This window comes from Kitasatospora sp. NPDC058048, assembly GCF_042885555.1.
Classification (GTDB): Bacteria; Actinomycetota; Actinomycetes; order Streptomycetales; family Streptomycetaceae; genus Kitasatospora; species Kitasatospora lactacystinica.
In genome coordinates this window covers 60309-76563 of record NZ_JBHVRT010000002.1, presented here as the reverse complement: position 1 = coordinate 76563, position 16255 = coordinate 60309, and the positions used below count along the sequence as shown (strand labels likewise).

Below are 16255 nucleotides of genomic sequence, written 5' to 3'. Positions count from 1 at the left end.
CAGCGCGGTCCCCCCGACGCGGCCCCCCGGCACGGTCACTCCAGCGCGGTCGTGCCCCGGCGCGATCACTCCGCCGGCTCGACGAACCCCGACTCGTACGCCGCGATCACCGCCTGGGTGCGGTCCCGCGCGCCCAGCTTCGCCAGCACGCTGCTGACGTGCGTCTTCACGGTCTGCACGCCGAGGAACAGCCGCTCGGCGATCTCCCCGTTGCTGAAGCCGCGCGCGACCAGCCGCAGCACCTCCGCCTCGCGCTCGGTCAGCGCCGCCCGCTCCATCGCCGCACGGGCGGTCGGGTTGCCGTGCCCGGCCGCCAGGCGGCGGATCGCGGCCGGGAACAGCAGCGACTCGCCCGCCGCCACCAGCCGTACCGCCTGGGCGATCTCGGCCGGGCGGGTGCGCTTCAGCAGGAAGCCGTCCGCGCCCGCGCGCAGCGCCTGGTAGACGTAGTCGTCGTTCTCGAAGGTGGTCACGACGAGGATCCGCGGCGGGCGCTCACCCGGTGCGCCGGGGCGCAGCAGCTCACGCGTGGCGGCCAGGCCGTCCAGCACCGGCATCCGGACATCCATCAGCACGACGTGCGGACGCAGCGCACGGGCCAGGGCGACCGCTTCCGCGCCGTCGGACGCCTCGCCGACCACCCGCAGGTCCCCCTGCGCCTCCAGGACGGCCCGCAGACCGGCCCGGATCAGGTCCTCGTCGTCGGCGAGCAGGATGTCCGTCATCCCGGCGGCGCCTCCGGCCGGACCTGCCATCGCAAGATCGTTCGTCACGAGCCCAAGCGTAGGGGCAGGAGCACGGCAAGCACCCACTCCCCGTTCCCCTCCTCGATCGGCCCGGCCGCCGCCGCTGCGACCCCTGCCACGGCCTCTGCCGCCGTGCCCGCCGCCGAAGGCCCCGCCGCCGCCTCCCCGCCGAGCAGCGTGGCGCGTTCGCGGATTCCGCGCAGTCCCTTTCCGCCCTTGCGCGTCGCACTCCTGCCCGCCCCGCCCGCCGGAGGCCGCGCCGCTCCGGTCGCTGAACGTCCGGCGCCGGGAAGCCGGTTGGCGCAGCGCAGCTCCAACCGGCCGTCCCGCACGGCGATCCGGATGTCGATCGGCTCGCCCGGTGCGTACTTGAGCGCGTTGGTGACGCCCTCCTGGACGATCCGGTACGACTCGCGGGAGAGCACCCCGGGCAGGATGCCGGGCTTCACGTCGACCTGCGCCTCGACCGGGCTGCCGGCCGCCCTGGCGGTGTCGAACAGCGTGGGCAGCTGGTCGATCCCGGGCTGTTCGGTGGCCACGCCGTTCGCCCCGGCCGGGGTCTCGCGCAGCAGCACGAGGGTGCGTTCGAGGTCCTCCATGGCCTGCCGGCCGGTCTCCTCGATGACTTCGAGCGCCTTGGCGACGAAGTCCCGGTCCCCGACCTCGCGCGCCGCGCCCGCCTGGAGGACGGTCACCGTCAGGGCGTGGCCGATCGAGTCGTGCAGCTCGCGGGCCAAGCGGTTGCGTTCCAGGAGCCGTTCGGCCCGCAGCTCCGCCTCGGCCAGCCGCTCGGCCGGGGAGGGGCCCAGCAGCCTTATCGCCATGGCGAGTTGGAGGCGTCCCGCGCACACCAGGAACCAGCCGAAGCCGAGGACCGCCAACGGCACGAGCGGGAGGTACCAGAGAGCGTCCGGGCCGGTCAGCCGGTCGAAGGCCCCGGTGATCCCGAAGACCAGCGGGAACCCGACCGCCGAACCCAGCGCGACCCGCCCGATCAGCCAGCCGGCCGTCCGCCGCCGGTCGGCCCAGGTGCGGGAGGGCTCGGTGGCGATGTCCTCCTCGCGGTCGGGCACCAGCAGCAGTCGCGCCTGTACCCCCTCGGCCCGGCGGGCGGCCGGTATGAGCGCGGCCAGCGCGAGCAGCACGACGTCCACCGAGACGCCCGCCATCAGGATCTCGCCGAGGCTCTTGTGGTACGTCCCCGGATAGACCATCAGCACGATGCCCGCGAAGAACCACCCCACCAGCAGGTGCAGCATCCGTGCGTACGTGGCGCCGGCCACCAGCGGCGCGAAGAGCCCGGACACCGCACTCAGCGGCGCCGCGGTCACGGACACCGCGCTCTTCAGCACTGCGATCTTGGGCATTGGGCCATCCTGCCAGTCCGCCCCCGGCGCCCGGCTCCCGCGCCGGTCGCCCGCGCTCTCCCTCCCGGGAGGGAGGCGGCTCCCCGCCCCGGCGGGATCCGCCGCACCGGCCCGCTCCGGTCGAATGGAGCCACCGCCCGGGGCCGACCACAGCGAGCACCGGCGGAGACCGCCAAGACGACGAGACGAGGGGAGCGGGCCGTGATCGAGATCCAGGGCCTGACCAAGGAGTACGACGGCCGGCGCGTCGTCGACGACCTGACCTTCGAGGTGCGACCCGGCGTGGTGACCGGCTTCCTCGGCCCGAACGGCGCCGGCAAGAGCACCACCATGCGCCTGGTCCTCGGCCTCGACCGGCCGACCGCCGGACACGCCCTGGTCGACGGCCGCCCCTACGTCGAACTGCCCGACCCGCTGAGGACGGTCGGAGCGCTGCTGGACGCCCAGGCACTGCACGGCGGCCGGACCGCGCACGGCCACCTGCGCTGGCTCGCCGCGAGCAACGGGCTGCCGGCCCGCCGGGTGGACGAGGTGCTCGGCCAGGTCGGCCTGGCGGACGCGGCCGGACGGCGGATTCGGGGCTTCTCGCTCGGCATGCGCCAGCGTCTCGGGGTGGCCGCCGCACTGCTCGGCGACCCGCCGGTGCTGTTGCTGGACGAGCCCGTGAACGGTCTGGACCCGGAAGGCATCCGCTGGATCCGCACCCTGCTCCGCGATCTGGCGGCCGAGGGCCGGGCGGTGCTGGTCTCCTCCCATCTGATGACCGAAATGGCGCTCACCGCCGACCACTTGGTGGTGATCGGGCGCGGCCGGCTGCTGGCCGACGCCGCCACCTCCGAGTTCATCGACCGCCACGGCCGGACCCGGATCAGGGTCCGCGCCGTCGACCCGACCAAGCTCGCCGCCCTGCTCCGCGACCCCGGGCACGGCCTCGACGCCACCGAAGTCGCCGGCGGCGCCTGGGAGGTGAGCGGCGCCGAACCCGAGCGGATCGCCGCGCTCGCCGCCGCCAACGGCGTGGTGCTGTACGAGATCGCCGTGCAACAGGACTCCCTGGAGGAAGCGTTCATGCGGATGACGGCCGACAGCGTCGAGTACCGTGCGGAGGCCGCCGCGTGAACGCTTCGACCCCTGCCGTCAACGCCCTGCGCGCCGAGTGGATCAAGCTCACCACGCTCCGCTCGCTCTGGATCACCCCACTGCTCGCCCTGGTGCTCACCGCGGGCGTCACCGCCGCCGTCGGCGCGGCCCTGGGCGGCAAGGACCACAACATCACCGACGACCCCGGTGTCGGCGTCTTCTACGGCCTCAACTTCGGCCAGGCGGCGCTGACCTGCTTCGGCATCCTGCTGATCGGGCAGGAGTTCAACACCCGCATGATCGGCACCTCGCTCACCGCCGTCCCGCGACGCGGCCGGCTCTACGGCGCCAAGCTCACGCTCGGCGCACTGGTCGGCCTGGCGGTCGGCGCCGTCGGCACGGCGGGCGCCTTCGCCGGGTACGCGGCCTCCGTCCCCGCCGACTGGGACGGGCCCGCCTTCGTCCGCACCGCCGTCGCCGGGGTGCTCTACCAGACGCTGGTGGTGGTGCTCTGCCTCGGAACGACCGCCATGCTGGGCAACCTCACCGCCGCCATGGGACTGCTGGTCCCGACCCTCTTCCTGCTCTCACCACTGCTCGGCGGAGTCCCGGGGGTGCGCCGGGTGGTCCAGTTCCTGCCCGACCGGGCCGGCCAGTACGCCCTGCGGTACGTCGACGACCCGCAGATCGCCTACGGCCACTGGACCGGGCTGCTGATCATGACGCTCTGGACCGCCCTGGCGGCGTACGGCGGCCTGCGGGCGATGCGGCGCGCCAAGTGACCACGGGCGAACGGGACATGGGAGACGGGACATGGGAGCGACGATGAGCGCGACGGCCGACGCGGTACGCGCCGAACGGGTCAAGTTCACCACCCTGCCCTCGCAGTGGGCGGCCCCGCTGGTCGCCCTGGCGCTGACGGTCGGCGTCACGGCGGCCGTCAACGCCGCCTACGGGGCGAAGGACCACACGGCCGGCGAGGACCCGGCCGGGGGGATCTTCTACGGACTGCTCTTCGGGCACGTCGCGGTGGCCTGCCTCGGGATCCTGCTGATGGGGCAGGAGTTCAACACCCGCATGATCGGCACCTCGCTCACCGCCGTCCCCCGGCGCGGCCGGCTCTACGGCGCCAAGCTCACGCTCGGCACCGGGCTGGGCCTGCTGCTCGGGCTGGCCTCGACGGCGGGTTCGTTCCTGGTCGTCGGCGCCACCGTCGGCCTGGACCTCTCCACCCCGGGCCTGACCCGCAGCTTCCTGGCCGGCGTGCTGTACCACCCGATGATGGTGCTGATCTGCCTCGGACTGACCTCGATGCTGGGCAACTTCAGCGCCGCGCTCGGCCTGCTGACCCCGATGGTGTTCCTGGGCACCACCTGGCTGGCCGCCATCCCCGGCGTCCGCGAACTGGGCCAGTTCCTGCCCGACCGGGCCGGCCTGTACGCGATGCGCACCCAGCCCGAGCCGGGCGTCCACTACGGCCACTGGACCGGGCTGCTGATCATGGCGCTCTGGACCGCCCTGGCGGTCTACGGCGGGCTTCGGGCGATGCGGCGGTACAAGCCGAGCTGACGGGTGACGGCGAACGAACAGCGGACGGATGACAGATAGCGGATGACAGATTTCAAAATCTGTCATCCGTTCGCTGTTATCCGTTGGCCGTCATCTGTTCGCCGCCGTTCGTTCCGACACCGACACCGACACCGAGACCGAGACCGAGACCGAGACATGATTCCTGGCCCGCTCGCGGACGCAGTCGTGGACGGTCGAAGTACGCGTCAGCTGCCCCGAAGACCCACCGCCATGGTCAGTTCAAGAACGCGGTCCGGCGAGGCGAGATCCGGAAACAGCTCCCGCAGCTGCGACATCCGGTACCGGACTGTCTGAGGATGGACGAACAACGCCGCCGCCACCTCGTCCCGCCTGCCCTGGTGCAGCAGCCACGCCCGCAAGGTCTCCTCCAGCCGCCCTGCGGTCGCTACAGGCAAGGCCCGCAACGGCGCGAGGGCTCGGGCACGCAGGTCTGCGAACGCGTCCACGTCCGCGCTCAGCACCAGCTCGGGCAGGTGGTCCTCGGTGTCGCGAATCTCAGCGGAAAGGGAGCGCGCGCGTACGGCCCGGGCGTACGAGGCGGACGCACGAGTCCATGGCCGTGCCGGGCCGACCACGGCGGTGCGGCCGGTCAGCTGCCGCAAGAGGTGCGGCCGGTCGGCATCGGGGACGAGCAGCACACCGGTGGCGTCCGGCAGATCGTCGAGGACGAGAGTGCCCGGGTCGAGCACGCGGTAGGCCGGCCGGGCCTGGGCGGCGGGCAGCAGGACCACGGTCAGCGAAACCGGGGGCTGCCACCCGGCCCGTTGAACAGCGGCCAGCAGCACGTCCGGACTCGCGCCGGCGAGGAGGTCACGGGCCAGGTGTTCCAGGTGGCGCTCGTGGGCCCTGCCCCGGGCGGCCAGTTCGTCGGCATGGCCTGCGGCGCTCGCGGCGGAGAGCTCGTCGATGTAGGCGAAGGTCAGCTCGGCGAACTTGGCGACCTCGGCAGCGGGCAGACCTGCGGGTACGGCACCCGCTGCCAGGCATCGCCAGGCCACGCGGGCGCCGACGCGGTAGGCGCTGAGCAGGGCGTCCATCGAGCGGCCGTCGCGCACCTCGCCGCGGCCGAGCTCGTAGGCCGCGTCACCGGCGTCGCCACTCGTGGCGTTCCCGCTCGCGAGGTCCAGGTAGTGCCCCAGCGCGGTGCGGACGGCCCGGCGGATGGTTCCGCCCATGCGGCCCGAAAGCGCGTTGGCATAGGGCGGGACCTCGTCAATGATCGCCTGGACGACCTCGTCGGCGGTGGCCGTCAGCGCGGCCCGAAGTACGGTGACCGTCGTGTCATCCAGGACCAGTTCGGCGGCCCTCCTGATTGCATGGCTCACGTTTTTGTTCCCTACGAACAATTCAGCCGACCAGATTCACGTCCTATGGTCAGGACTTTACGCCCTGAGGCGCAGCAAGCTGGAGTCATGACGAGTGCAGCCCTCCGCAGCAGGGCATGGAAGCTGCTGGAGATGGTCACGACGCCGCTGCTGCCGTCGGACTACCTCGACCTGGTCAGCCCGCTGCGTGCGGGCGCCGACCTGCGTGGGCGCATCGAGGCCGTGCGCCCCGAGACGGCTGACGCAGCGACCATCGTGATCAGGCCGGGACGGGGCTGGCGCGGCCACACGGCCGGTCAGTACGTGCGGATCGGGGTCGACGTCGACGGGAGGCGCCTGTGGCGTAGCTACTCCATCACCTCACCGACAGACCGCGAGGACGGCCGCATCACGATCACCGTGAAGGCGATCCCGGACGGCAAGGTCAGCAACCACCTCGTCCGCAGGGCGACACCGGGCACGCTGATCCAGCTCGACCAGCCGACCGGTGACTTCGTGCTGCCGCGTGCCAAGCCCGCCAAGGTGCTCTACCTGACGGCCGGCAGCGGCATCACGCCCGTGATGGGCATGCTGCGCGACACCGAGGTCGACGACGTCGTCCTGGTCCACTGCGCACCACAGCCGCAAGACGTGATCTTCCGCAACGAACTGCACGGCCTGGTCGCGGACAAGAAGCTGCGCCTCACCGAGGTGCACACCGACACGGACGGCAGGCTCGACATCGCCCGTCTCGGCGATCTCGTGCCCGACTGGGCCGAGCGCGAGACCTGGGCCTGCGGGCCCGCGGGCCTGCTCGACGCCGCGGAGGAGCACTGGACCGAGCACGGCGTCCAGGAGCGCCTGCACACCGAACGGTTCCACCCCCGCATCGTCGTCGCCGGCGACGGCGGCAGCAACAACGGCGGCGAGGTCACGTTCAGCGCCACCGGCAAGACCGTGGACGCGGACGGCGCCACGCCATTGCTGGACATCGGCGAGGAGGCTGGCGTACTCATGCCCTCCGGATGCCGCATGGGCATCTGCTTCGGCTGCGTCACGCCGCTCAAGGCGGGCGCCGTCCGTGACCTGCGCACCGGCGAGATCACCGAGGCCGAGCCGGGCGTCCTCATCCAGACCTGCGTGTCCGCCGCGGCGGGCCCCTGCGACATCGAACGGTAGAAGCACCTTGACCGCCATCGACCCCACCGCCCACCTGACCGCGGAGCAGATCGAGGAGCTCGGACGCGAGCTGGACGCGATCCGCGACGAGGTGCTCGCCGACCGCGGCGAGAAGGACGCCGCCTACATCCGCAAGGTCGTCTCGGCGCAGCGCAAGCTCGAACTGGCCAGCAGGGGCGTGCTGCTGTTCTCGATCTTCCCGCCCGCGTGGCTGCTCGGCACCGCCGGCCTCTCAGTGGCGAAGATCATGGAAAACATGGAGATCGGCCACAACGTCCTGCACGGCCAGTGGGACTGGATGCGGGACCCGAAGATCCACTCCACCACCTGGGAGTGGGACCACGTCTCGCCGTCCGAGCAGTGGAAGCACTCGCACAACGAGCTGCACCACACGTACACCAACGTGATCGGCAAGGACAACGACCTCGGCTACGGCATCATGCGCGTCGACGAGGACCAGAAGTGGCACCCGCTCCACCTCGGCCAGCCGCTGTGGAACTTCGTCAACGCCTGCTTCTTCGAGTACGGCATCGCAGCGTACGACCTCGAACTCGGCAAGAACCTGCAGAAGCACCGTCGCAGGAACCCGGAGTTCCGGGCGCGGGCCAAGGCCGTGGGCCGCAAGATCCGCAAGCAGGTACTCAAGGACTACGTGATCCACCCGCTGCTGTCGGGCCCGTCGTTCCTCACCACGCTCGCAGCCACGTTCACCGCGAACCTGGTCCGCAACATCTGGTCCCACTCGGTGATCATGTGCGGGCACTTCCCGGAAGGCGTACAGGTCTTCGAGCGCCAGTCGGTCGAGGGCGAGACGCGCGGCCAGTGGTACCTGCGCCAGATGATGGGCTCGGCGAACATCAGCGGCAGCAGGGCCATGCACTTCATGACGGGCAACCTGTCCCACCAGATCGAGCACCACCTGTTCCCGGACCTGCCGAGCAACCGGTACGCCGAAGTCGCGGTGAAGGTGCGCGCGCTGTTCGAAAAGTACGAGCTGGAGTACGTCACCGGGCCGCTGCCCAAACAGGTGTTCTCCGCGTGGCACAAGGTCTTCCGGCTCTCGCTGCCGAACAGGAAGCCCAAGGTCAAGACACCGGCCCGCGAGAAGGAGCTCGTCACGGCCTGACTCCCGGTAGTGGTTCTCCGGGTGACGACATCCGCACGGGAGCCCTCGCCGCGCTCGACGGCCCGCGGACCAGGTCTGCCGAGACAGCAGCCCGACACGCCGTTGACCTGGCCGGCCCGACGTGATCATGATGCCTCGCGCCCAGTGGCCGGTCGTCCGGCCGGTGGTCGGCTCGGCCACGGGCGCCGCCTGGCAGCGGCAGCCCCACCTCCCGCCGTCCACCGACCGGTGGACCCAAGGTTCAACCGACCGGGCGTGTCGGGAACGGCCCCCGGCCGACCAGGATCTCGGCCATGAGTCAACTCCCTGTACGGATAGCCGATTGGAGCGCCCGGCACGCATGGCGCGCGATCGCCGGCTGGTTCGCGTTTGTCATTCTGTGCCTCGGCGCCGGCGTCGCGATCGGCTCCCATGAAGCAACCACCGAGGACTACCGGGTCGGTGAGGCGGGGCGGGCCGAGGCGATCGCGAGCGCGGGCAGCCTGCAGCAGCGGCCGACCGAGCAGATCATCATCCACGCCAGGTCCGGGCCGCTGGACCTGGCCGCAGCGGCAGCGGCGGCGCAGGACCTCACCGATCGGCTGCGCAAGCTGCCCGAGGTGGACAGCGTGGCAGCTCCGGTCCGGTCCAAGGACGGCACGGTTCTCAGGGTCGCGGTGATCCTGAAGGGCCCCGAGCTGGAAGGGAAGAAGAACGTCGTCCCGGTCCTCGCCCGGACGGCCCAGGTGCAGGACGGCCACCCGGACCTGGTCGTGGAGGAGACCGGCTCCCCTTCCATCAGCAAGGGCGTCAACGACCAGCGCGGGAAGGACCTCGCGCTCTCCGAGCGCATCACCCTGCCGGTCACGCTCATCACCCTGCTGATCGTCTTCGGATCGGTGGTCATGGCCGGTGTGCCGCTGCTGCTCGCGCTCTCCTCGATCGCCGCCGCCCTGGGGCTGTCCATGATCGCGTCCCATGTCCTGCCCGATCCCGGTGTCGGGACCAACATGATCCTGCTCATCGGCTTGGCGGTAGGCGTCGACTACACCCTCTTCTACCTCAAGCGCGAACGCGAGGAACGGGCCCGCGCCGGGGGACGGCTCAGCTCGGAGGCCCTGGTGGAGCTGGCCTCGGCGACCGCGGGTCGGGCCATTGTGGTCTCCGCTCTCGCCGTGATCGCCTCCACCACGGCCCTGTACCTGGCCACGGACGTCATCTTCTCCTCGTTGGCCACGGGCACGATCCTGGTCGTGGCGGTCGCCATGGCCAGCTCCCTGACCGTACTTCCCGCACTCCTGGTGAAGATCGGCCGGCGGACCGAGCGCCGGGCGGACCGCAAGGCCGCCCGCCGGGCGAGCCGCGGCAAGCCGGTCCGCACGAGGCGCGCGGAGGCCGGGACGGGCCGGATGTTCGGCGCGCTGCTGAGGCCCGCGCGGAAGCACCCCGCCCTCACGCTGTGCGTATCAACGCTGGTCATGCTCGCCCTGGCTGCGCCCGCCCTCAGCCTGAAACTCGTCGACCCCGGCAAGGACACATTCTCCCGCGACATCCCGGCCATGCAGGTCTACGACCGGCTGAACACAGCCTTCCCCGAGCTCCTGGTCAAGCACGTGGTCGTCGCACGCGCCACACCGGAGCGGGCCCCGGAGGTCCAGCATGCTCTGGCGGACCTCGGCCTGCGGGCGCAGACCGACCCGCTGTTCGCCAGGGACACCGAGCCGGTGGTCCGTACGTCGGCCGACGGCCGGATCAGCGTGCTGGAACTGGCCGTCCCGTTCCCCGCACCCTCCGCCGAGGCGATCACGTCACTCGACCACATCCGTAAGGACTATCTGCCCGCCACGGTCGGCAAGCTGTCCGGCGTGGAGACGGGGGTGAGCGGTGAGGTGGCCCGAGGCCGCGACTACGTGGATCACGAGAACACCAAACTGCCGCTGGTCATCGGATTCCTGCTGCTGGTGACCTTCGTGATGACCGTATGGGCGTTCCGCTCGGTGGCCATCGGCCTGATCGGCGTCGTACTCAACCTGCTGTCCGCCGGGGCCTCGCTCGGCCTGATGGTCGTGTTCTTCCAGGGAACGTGGGCGGAGCACCTACTGGCCTTCCGCTCCCTCGGCGCGATCGCGTCCCGGGTACCGCTGTTCCTCTTCGTGATCCTCTTCGGTCTGTCAATGGACTACCAGGTGTTCGTGGTCAGCCGGATACAGGAGGCCAGGCAGAACGGGATGTCGGCTCGCGAGGCCGTAGTGGACGGCATCAGCCGGTCGGCCAAGGTGGTGACCAGCGCGGCGATCGTGATGGTGACCGTGTTCGGCGCCTTCGTCGCCCTGCACCTCACCGAGATGAAGCAGATGGGCTTCTGCCTGGCGACGGCCGTACTGCTGGACGCCGTGGTCATCCGGCTCATGGTCCTGCCGTCGCTGCTGCTGCTCCTCGGCGAGCGGGCATGGTGGCCGCTGCGCCCGGCACGACGGGCGCAGACCGCTGTCCCTGCTGCCGGCATGCCGCAGGACGTAGGCTGACGATCGTGATTCAACGGCCGCAGCCCGACGACCGGTTCCGCACCCGAACCCTGCGCCGGTGGTACGCGGTCTCCTGGGTGTCCCTGGGCCTGTGTCCCCCGGTCGTCTCCGCGCTGCACCACACCGGATCGACGAGGTACGGGTCGTTGGCGCTGATTGCCGTGATCGCCCTCTGCTACGCGACCGTTGTGGCCTTTCCCCGTAATCCCGTGCTGCGCTCCCACACCTTTCTGGGCGTGCTCGTCCTCGGCTTGGGCGCACTGTCCCTCCTGCGCGGCGACGGCGCGGCACTGTTCATCGTGTCGCTCCCTCACTTCTGGCTCCTCGCCAGGAGCGCGCGGCACTCGATCGCCCTCAGCGGCGCTGCCGCCGCGGCCACCGTGGTCGGCATCGTCCGCCATCAGAGCTGGCATGCGGAGGACTTCTCCACCGGCAACATCATCTTCACCCTCATCGGCTACACGGCGAGCGTGTTGCTCGGACTGGGGGTGGCCCGAATCGTCGAGCAGAGCGACGAGCGCGCCCGCCGCCTGGGCTCCGAGCTGGAGAGCGCCCAGTCGCGACTGGCCGAGGCGCACAAACTCCAGGGCGCCACGGCGGAGCGCGAGCGGCTCGCGCGGGAGATCCATGACACCCTCGCGCAGGGCTTCGCATCCATCATCGTGCTGGCGGAGGCGGCCCGTTCCAGCCTCGACACCGCGCCCGCCAGGAGCGCCCGGCAACTGCTCTCGATCGAGAACACCGCACGCGAGAACCTCGCCGAGGCACGGGCGCTCGTCGGCTCCGCCCCGCGGAGCGGTCTCCTCCTCGGTTCGGTCTCCAAGACCCTGCGCCGGACCCTTGACCGGTTCGCCGAGGACACGGGGCTCACCGTCACCGCAGATCTGCCGGACGTCGAGTGCGACCAGCCGACCCGGATCGCGCTCCTGCGCTGCACCCAGGAGTCCCTGGCCAATGTCCGCAAGCACGCGGCCGCCTCCGCCGTGGCGGTCGTCCTCACGCCGTCTCCGGATGGCCTCGAACTGGAGATAACCGACGACGGCCAGGGCTTCGTGGTCGAGGACTCCCACGGCTTCGGGCTCAACGGCATGCGCAATCGCCTGGCCGAACTCGGCGGCGAACTGACCGTCACCAGTTCCCTCGGCGACGGCACCCGCGTCCTCGCCGCGATACCAACGAACAGTCAGGTATGACGACATGACAGCTCGGACAGAGGCGGACGGGCTCCGCATCATCGTGGTCGACGATCACACGGTCATGCGCGCCGGGGTCGTCGCCCTGCTGTCCTCGGAGCCCACCATCGACATCGTCGGCGAGGGCGGCGACGGCCGCGCGGCCGTCGAACTCGTCGAGCGTCTGAAGCCGGACGTGGCACTGATCGATCTGCGGATGCCGGTCCTCGACGGGGCAAGTGCCACCGCCGAGATCGTCGCCCGCCACCCGGGAACCCGGGTACTGATCCTGACCACGTACGACACCGACGCGGAGATCGAGCGCGCGGTCGAGGCCGGCGCGATCGGCTACCTGCTCAAGGACACCACGCGTGATCAGCTCGTCGACGCCATCCGATCCGCCTCCCGCGGCGAGACCGTCCTGGCCCCGAGGGTCGCGGAGCGGCTGGTTGCCCGCATGCGGCAACCAGCTCCGGTGGCCCTGACCACCCGGGAGGTGGATGTGCTGAGCGCGGTCGCCGACGGCCTGTCCAACGTGGAGATCGGTCGGCGGCTGATCATCACGGAGGCCACGGTGAAGACCCATCTGCTGCGGGTCTTCGCCAAGCTCGACGTCAGAGACCGCACGCACGCGGTGGTCGTGGCCCTCGAACGCGGACTGCTGGACAGGCGTTAGCCCAGGCGCCCGGTGATCGGCGCCCCGGCCGGCTCCTGACACCGTCAGCCCCTCCACGACGAACCCGCCGTCGCCGAACGGGTCCGGCTTCGGACGGCCGAGCAGCTCGCTGACGAACAGGCCGCGGCCTTTCGCGATTGCCTACTCGTCTTGCCCGTGGGCGGGAGCGCCGTCCCCTGCCCCCTCCGGGAAGGCCCGCCGGAGACAGCCGACGGCCGGGAACGCGCGCACCTGCCCTGCTACGTTGCCGTGTTGGGGTCAGCGTGGTGCATTCACGGGCGTCGTAGGCGCCCGACGGGGCAGTAGCGCGTGCCTCCCTCGAGTGCGACAGTCGGCCCCGGCGCGATCTCGGTGAAGCCCGCGTCCTGGACCACCGGCAGCCCGCTGCGGACGAGTTCCTCCCACGCCTGCGGCGAGGCCGTTCGGACCGCGAGCGCGAAGCCGGCCTCGGCCCACTCCTTGCGCTGCGCCTCGTCCAGCCGCCACCACGCGAGTTGGGCGGCGTGCCCGGTCTGCGCCATCGTCTTGCCCGCGCTCATCTCCAGCTCGGGGTTGAGCCACAGCACCGGCAGCCCCGGCTCGGGCGCCGTGACCTCGACCGTCTCCTCAAGGTCCGTCCCGGACACCTGGAGCTTGGCGAGCTCCTTCGGCCACCCGTCCAGCGGGACCGGCGGGAACACCCGCACCTCGGCCTCCCGGCCGTGCACCGTGAGGCCCGGCAGCTCGCCCGCCCGGCGCCACTCCCCGCCCCGGGCCCGCCGGACCACCTTGCGGATCCGGGCGTCCTCCCAGGCCGCGACGCGCTCCGCCCACTCGCCGTCCGCCCCGGTCACCCGGGGGTCGGCCAGCAGGGTGAGCACCGCCCGGGCCGAGGTCTCCAGCGCGTCCGTCCGGCTCGGCGGAGTGGCCCGCTCCATCCGGACGAGCAGCGGCAGCACATACTGCGGCCGCTCGTCGCGGTCCTCGCGGTCCTCGCGGTCCGGGGCCTCGCCGGGGTCGGCCGCAGGGGCCGGGGGCTCGGAGACCGGAGCCGGCGCCGGGGGAACCACAGTCGGAGTCGGAGCAGTGGAGGTCGAAGCAGTGGGGGTCGGGGCATCGGAAGGATCAGTCACCCGTCCAGGATGCCAGCCCCGCTCCGGACGACTCGGCCCGGCCCGACTCGGCCCGACCGCCGCAGCGTCCACCTCCGCGCTCACCGCAGCCGCTGCCGCAGCTCGTCCACCGCCGTCCGGATGCTCGCGCTGTACGCGTCCTCCGGCAGCGCGTCCAGACTGCGCACGGCGCGTTCGAGCTGCTCACGGGCGAGGTCCGGCTCGCCGAGCTTGAGGTGGTCCGAGGCCAGGTTGAGGTGCAGCGAGGGGTAGAAGGCACGCACCTGGAGGGCCGACTCGTACGTCCGGGCACGCTCGGCGCTCAGCGAGTCGGCGGCGGCCAGGGCCCGCCGGTCCCATTCCAGCTCGGCGCGCGGGTCGTCCTGCAGGTCGGCCAGGTAGTGGGCGACGAGGCAGCGGTGGAAGACGTCCCGTTCTCCCAGTGCCTCCCAGAGCGCCTCGAAGCCGGCCCGGGCCTCGGCCGTCCGACCGCGCTGCGCCGCCCTTGCCCCGTCCAGCCCGAGCGCGATCCGGGCCAGCGCCGGTTCGTCCTCATCGCCCGGCCCTCCGCCTGTCCTTTCGCCCTCTTCGGGAGCACTCGGATCGTGGGGACCGTCGAGATCGAGAGGATCGTCGGGGGACGGACCGCGCATGCCACGCACATCGGACATGCCCGCAGCCTAACCGCCCACCCATCGGACCGCCCGGCCCGAGCGACGGCCACGGAACCGGCGACCGACGCCCTGCTCCTGACGTCCAACGCCCCGACGTCCAATGCCCTGGTGCCCGACGCCCGCCCTGCGACGCAGCGCCCCGTCAGCGCCGGTAGCCGCGCTGCGGATCCCGCTCCTCGGCGTCCTCGTACATCAGGAACCAGCCCTCCGGGTGGGTGGCCGCCAGCAGCGCCTCCGTGCGCTGCTCCACCCCCAGCTCCGGATCACCGTCGTCCGGCCCGTAGACCCCGAACAGTTCGTCGTGGCAGCCGTCCCAGTCGTAGTCGTACAGGTCGGCCGGGAGGTCGCCCATCATGTCCGCGACCGACTCGGGCTGGGCGCCGAGCAGCGTCCGGGCGTCCACCAGGGCCATCCGCAGCGCCACGTCCTCGGCCAGGCAGCGTGGCAGTGGCCACTCGCCGAGGGCGAGGTCGTCGGCGAGGTCGTCGAAGGCCCGGGCCATCGCGCGGCGCCAGTTCCGGTGCATCCGCCAGGTGCGTTCGGGGAGCCGGGCGAAGACCGTCCAGTCCGTGTCCTCGCCGTCGACGATCGCCTCGTCCCCGTGCTCGTCGAAGTCGTCGTACGCGGCGTCGGCCAGGCCTATCAGCTGGGCGTGGAGCAGGCAGGCGGTGCGCGGGGTGAGCGTCCAGTCCGCGCCCGCGCCGCCGTCCTCCTCGTCGCCCTCCAGCGGGAACAGGTCGGCGAAGTCCGGTGTGAAGTCCTCCGTGACGCTGATCTCCAGCGTCCCGCCCATCGCCTCGACCCCGGGGATGGCGGCCACCAGCCGGTCCGGATGCAGCAGCGCGCCGAGCGCCGCGTTGGCGTCCTCGGCGACCTCGCGCAGCAGTTCGCGACGCTGGCCGGCCGGGTCGATGCCGTCGAAATCCAGCTCCTCGACGGCCCTGATCGCGGCCGCGCGCAGGGCCGGCCAGTCGGTGATCCGCAGGCCCAGCACCACCGTCGCCTCGATCTCCTGCGCGCCGGAGTCCTCCGCCGCGCCCGGCCCCTGTGGATGATCGCTTCGCTCGCCCATGGGGCTAACGGTACGGCCTTTCGGCCCCCCGATCACCGGTCCGGACCAGCTTCCGGAAGCGTTCTCGGCCACTGCCCGGCCAGGCCTCGGTCACTCGGACGCAGGAACTGGCAGGATGCGTCCCATGGCTGACATCAACGAGTACGGCGGCGGGCAGGGCCCGAACGCCGACGTCTTGGTCGTGACCACCAACGACATCCCCGGCTTCCGGGTCGACCACGTGATCGGCGAGGTCTTCGGGCTGACCGTGCGCAGCCGCCACCTCGGGAGCCAGGTCGGTGCCGGTCTGAAGTCGCTGATCGGCGGCGAGCTGCGCGGTCTGACGAAGACCCTGGTCGAGAGCCGCAACGAGGCCATGCGGCGGCTGGTCGAGCAGACCAAGGCGCGCGGCGGCAACGCCGTCCTGATGATGCGCTTCGACGTCACGGAGGCGGCCGACGTCGGCACCGAGGTCTGCGCCTACGGCACCGCCGCGGTCATCTCCCCGCTCTCCTGACGCTCCTCCGCTCCTGCTCCTGCTCCTCGACATCCACGCCTTCGCGCCCTCGCACCTTCGCGCCTTCGCGCATCCCCCCGCGCACTCCCGTTCGCGACCACCGTTCGCTCCTCCACGGACGCCGACGGAGCCCCGGCGGGACGACGGGAACAGCCGTCGACCCCCTGATGTTTCAGCG

The 16255-nt window shown here is 71.6% G+C and carries 15 protein-coding genes; 9 read left to right on the top strand and 6 right to left on the bottom strand.

Features of this window, described 5'->3' with window-relative positions:
• Positions 1-65 precede the first annotated feature (65 nt).
• Entirely contained in the window at positions 66-725 is a 660-nt protein-coding gene (locus ACFVVA_RS02415; protein WP_387685333.1) for a response regulator, read from the bottom strand.
• A 44-nt stretch (positions 726-769) separates the two neighbouring features.
• Positions 770-2113: a sensor histidine kinase gene (locus ACFVVA_RS02410; protein ID WP_387684911.1), complete on the bottom strand. Its 1344-nt coding sequence runs from the start codon at positions 2111-2113 to the stop codon at positions 770-772.
• 201 nt (positions 2114-2314) lie between these two features.
• On the opposite strand from ACFVVA_RS02410, the gene ACFVVA_RS02405 reads away from it, so the two are divergent.
• From ACFVVA_RS02405 to ACFVVA_RS02395, 3 genes are read left to right on the top strand one after another with little or no spacing between them, the layout of a single operon-like run.
• Positions 2315-3232 carry an ABC transporter ATP-binding protein gene (locus ACFVVA_RS02405; RefSeq protein ID WP_387684909.1) on the top strand — a complete coding sequence of 306 codons (918 nt, stop codon included), beginning with the start codon at positions 2315-2317 and terminating at the stop codon, positions 3230-3232.
• Positions 3229-3975 carry an ABC transporter permease gene (locus tag ACFVVA_RS02400; protein ID WP_387684907.1) on the top strand — a complete coding sequence of 249 codons (747 nt, stop codon included), beginning with the start codon at positions 3229-3231 and terminating at the stop codon, positions 3973-3975. Before ACFVVA_RS02405 ends, ACFVVA_RS02400 begins: the two co-directional genes overlap by 4 nt.
• Positions 3976-4006: 31 nt before the next feature.
• Positions 4007-4762 carry a hypothetical protein gene (locus ACFVVA_RS02395; RefSeq protein WP_387684905.1) on the top strand — a complete coding sequence of 252 codons (756 nt, stop codon included), beginning with the start codon at positions 4007-4009 and terminating at the stop codon, positions 4760-4762.
• Positions 4763-4968: 206 nt separating this feature from the next.
• On the opposite strand, the gene ACFVVA_RS02390 is transcribed toward ACFVVA_RS02395, so the two are convergent.
• A complete protein-coding gene (locus tag ACFVVA_RS02390) occupies positions 4969-6108 on the bottom strand; it encodes a PucR family transcriptional regulator (protein ID WP_387684904.1) in 1140 nt (379 codons plus the stop codon).
• 87 nt (positions 6109-6195) lie between these two features.
• Between ACFVVA_RS02390 and ACFVVA_RS02385 the strand changes: the two genes are divergently transcribed.
• The 5 genes from ACFVVA_RS02385 (at position 6196) to ACFVVA_RS02365 (ending at position 12744) form a co-directional block, all read left to right on the top strand.
• Positions 6196-7266: a ferredoxin reductase gene (locus tag ACFVVA_RS02385; protein WP_387684902.1), complete on the top strand. Its 1071-nt coding sequence runs from the start codon at positions 6196-6198 to the stop codon at positions 7264-7266.
• Positions 7267-7273: 7 nt separating this feature from the next.
• On the top strand, positions 7274-8392 hold the full coding sequence (locus ACFVVA_RS02380; RefSeq protein WP_387684900.1) for a fatty acid desaturase family protein: 1119 nt from the start codon (positions 7274-7276) through the stop codon (positions 8390-8392).
• 293 nt (positions 8393-8685) lie between these two features.
• Positions 8686-10896, top strand: coding sequence for an MMPL family transporter (locus ACFVVA_RS02375; protein WP_387684899.1), 2211 nt, complete (start codon positions 8686-8688; stop codon positions 10894-10896).
• A gap of 146 nt (positions 10897-11042) precedes the next feature.
• Entirely contained in the window at positions 11043-12089 is a 1047-nt protein-coding gene (locus tag ACFVVA_RS02370) for a sensor histidine kinase (RefSeq protein WP_387684897.1), read from the top strand.
• A 4-nt stretch (positions 12090-12093) separates the two neighbouring features.
• A complete protein-coding gene (locus ACFVVA_RS02365; RefSeq protein ID WP_387684895.1) occupies positions 12094-12744 on the top strand; it encodes a response regulator in 651 nt (216 codons plus the stop codon).
• A gap of 272 nt (positions 12745-13016) precedes the next feature.
• On the opposite strand, the gene ACFVVA_RS02360 is transcribed toward ACFVVA_RS02365, so the two are convergent.
• The 3 genes from ACFVVA_RS02360 to ACFVVA_RS02350 form a co-directional block, all read right to left on the bottom strand.
• Positions 13017-13793 (bottom strand): peptidyl-tRNA hydrolase, encoded by a 777-nt coding sequence (locus ACFVVA_RS02360; protein WP_387684893.1) that lies wholly within the window; start codon positions 13791-13793, stop codon positions 13017-13019.
• A 143-nt stretch (positions 13794-13936) separates the two neighbouring features.
• Positions 13937-14506, bottom strand: a complete 570-nt coding sequence (locus ACFVVA_RS02355) for a hypothetical protein (protein ID WP_387684891.1) — start codon at positions 14504-14506, stop codon at positions 13937-13939.
• Between the two features lie 145 nt (positions 14507-14651).
• Complete coding sequence (locus tag ACFVVA_RS02350; RefSeq protein WP_387684889.1) at positions 14652-15581, bottom strand: hypothetical protein; 930 nt, start codon at positions 15579-15581, stop codon at positions 14652-14654.
• A 124-nt stretch (positions 15582-15705) separates the two neighbouring features.
• On the opposite strand from ACFVVA_RS02350, the gene ACFVVA_RS02345 reads away from it, so the two are divergent.
• Positions 15706-16077, top strand: a complete 372-nt coding sequence (locus ACFVVA_RS02345; RefSeq protein ID WP_387684887.1) for a YbjQ family protein — start codon at positions 15706-15708, stop codon at positions 16075-16077.
• Positions 16078-16255: the final 178 nt, after the last annotated feature.

What these genes read in the sequence shown, in the direction of transcription:
- ACFVVA_RS02415 (WP_387685333.1), bottom strand. Translation starts at nt 725, where the DNA reads ATGACGGACATCCTGCTCGCCGACGACGAGGACCTGATCCGGGCCGGT.
- ACFVVA_RS02375 (WP_387684899.1), top strand. Translation starts at nt 8,686, where the DNA reads ATGAGTCAACTCCCTGTACGGATAGCCGATTGGAGCGCCCGGCACGCA.
- ACFVVA_RS02350 (WP_387684889.1), bottom strand. Translation starts at nt 15,581, where the DNA reads ATGGGCGAGCGAAGCGATCATCCACAGGGGCCGGGCGCGGCGGAGGAC.
- ACFVVA_RS02365 (WP_387684895.1), top strand. Translation starts at nt 12,094, where the DNA reads ATGACAGCTCGGACAGAGGCGGACGGGCTCCGCATCATCGTGGTCGAC.
- ACFVVA_RS02345 (WP_387684887.1), top strand. Translation starts at nt 15,706, where the DNA reads ATGGCTGACATCAACGAGTACGGCGGCGGGCAGGGCCCGAACGCCGAC.
- ACFVVA_RS02385 (WP_387684902.1), top strand. Translation starts at nt 6,196, where the DNA reads ATGACGAGTGCAGCCCTCCGCAGCAGGGCATGGAAGCTGCTGGAGATG.
- ACFVVA_RS02410 (WP_387684911.1), bottom strand. Translation starts at nt 2,113, where the DNA reads ATGCCCAAGATCGCAGTGCTGAAGAGCGCGGTGTCCGTGACCGCGGCG.
- ACFVVA_RS02355 (WP_387684891.1), bottom strand. Translation starts at nt 14,506, where the DNA reads ATGTCCGATGTGCGTGGCATGCGCGGTCCGTCCCCCGACGATCCTCTC.
- ACFVVA_RS02395 (WP_387684905.1), top strand. Translation starts at nt 4,007, where the DNA reads ATGGGAGCGACGATGAGCGCGACGGCCGACGCGGTACGCGCCGAACGG.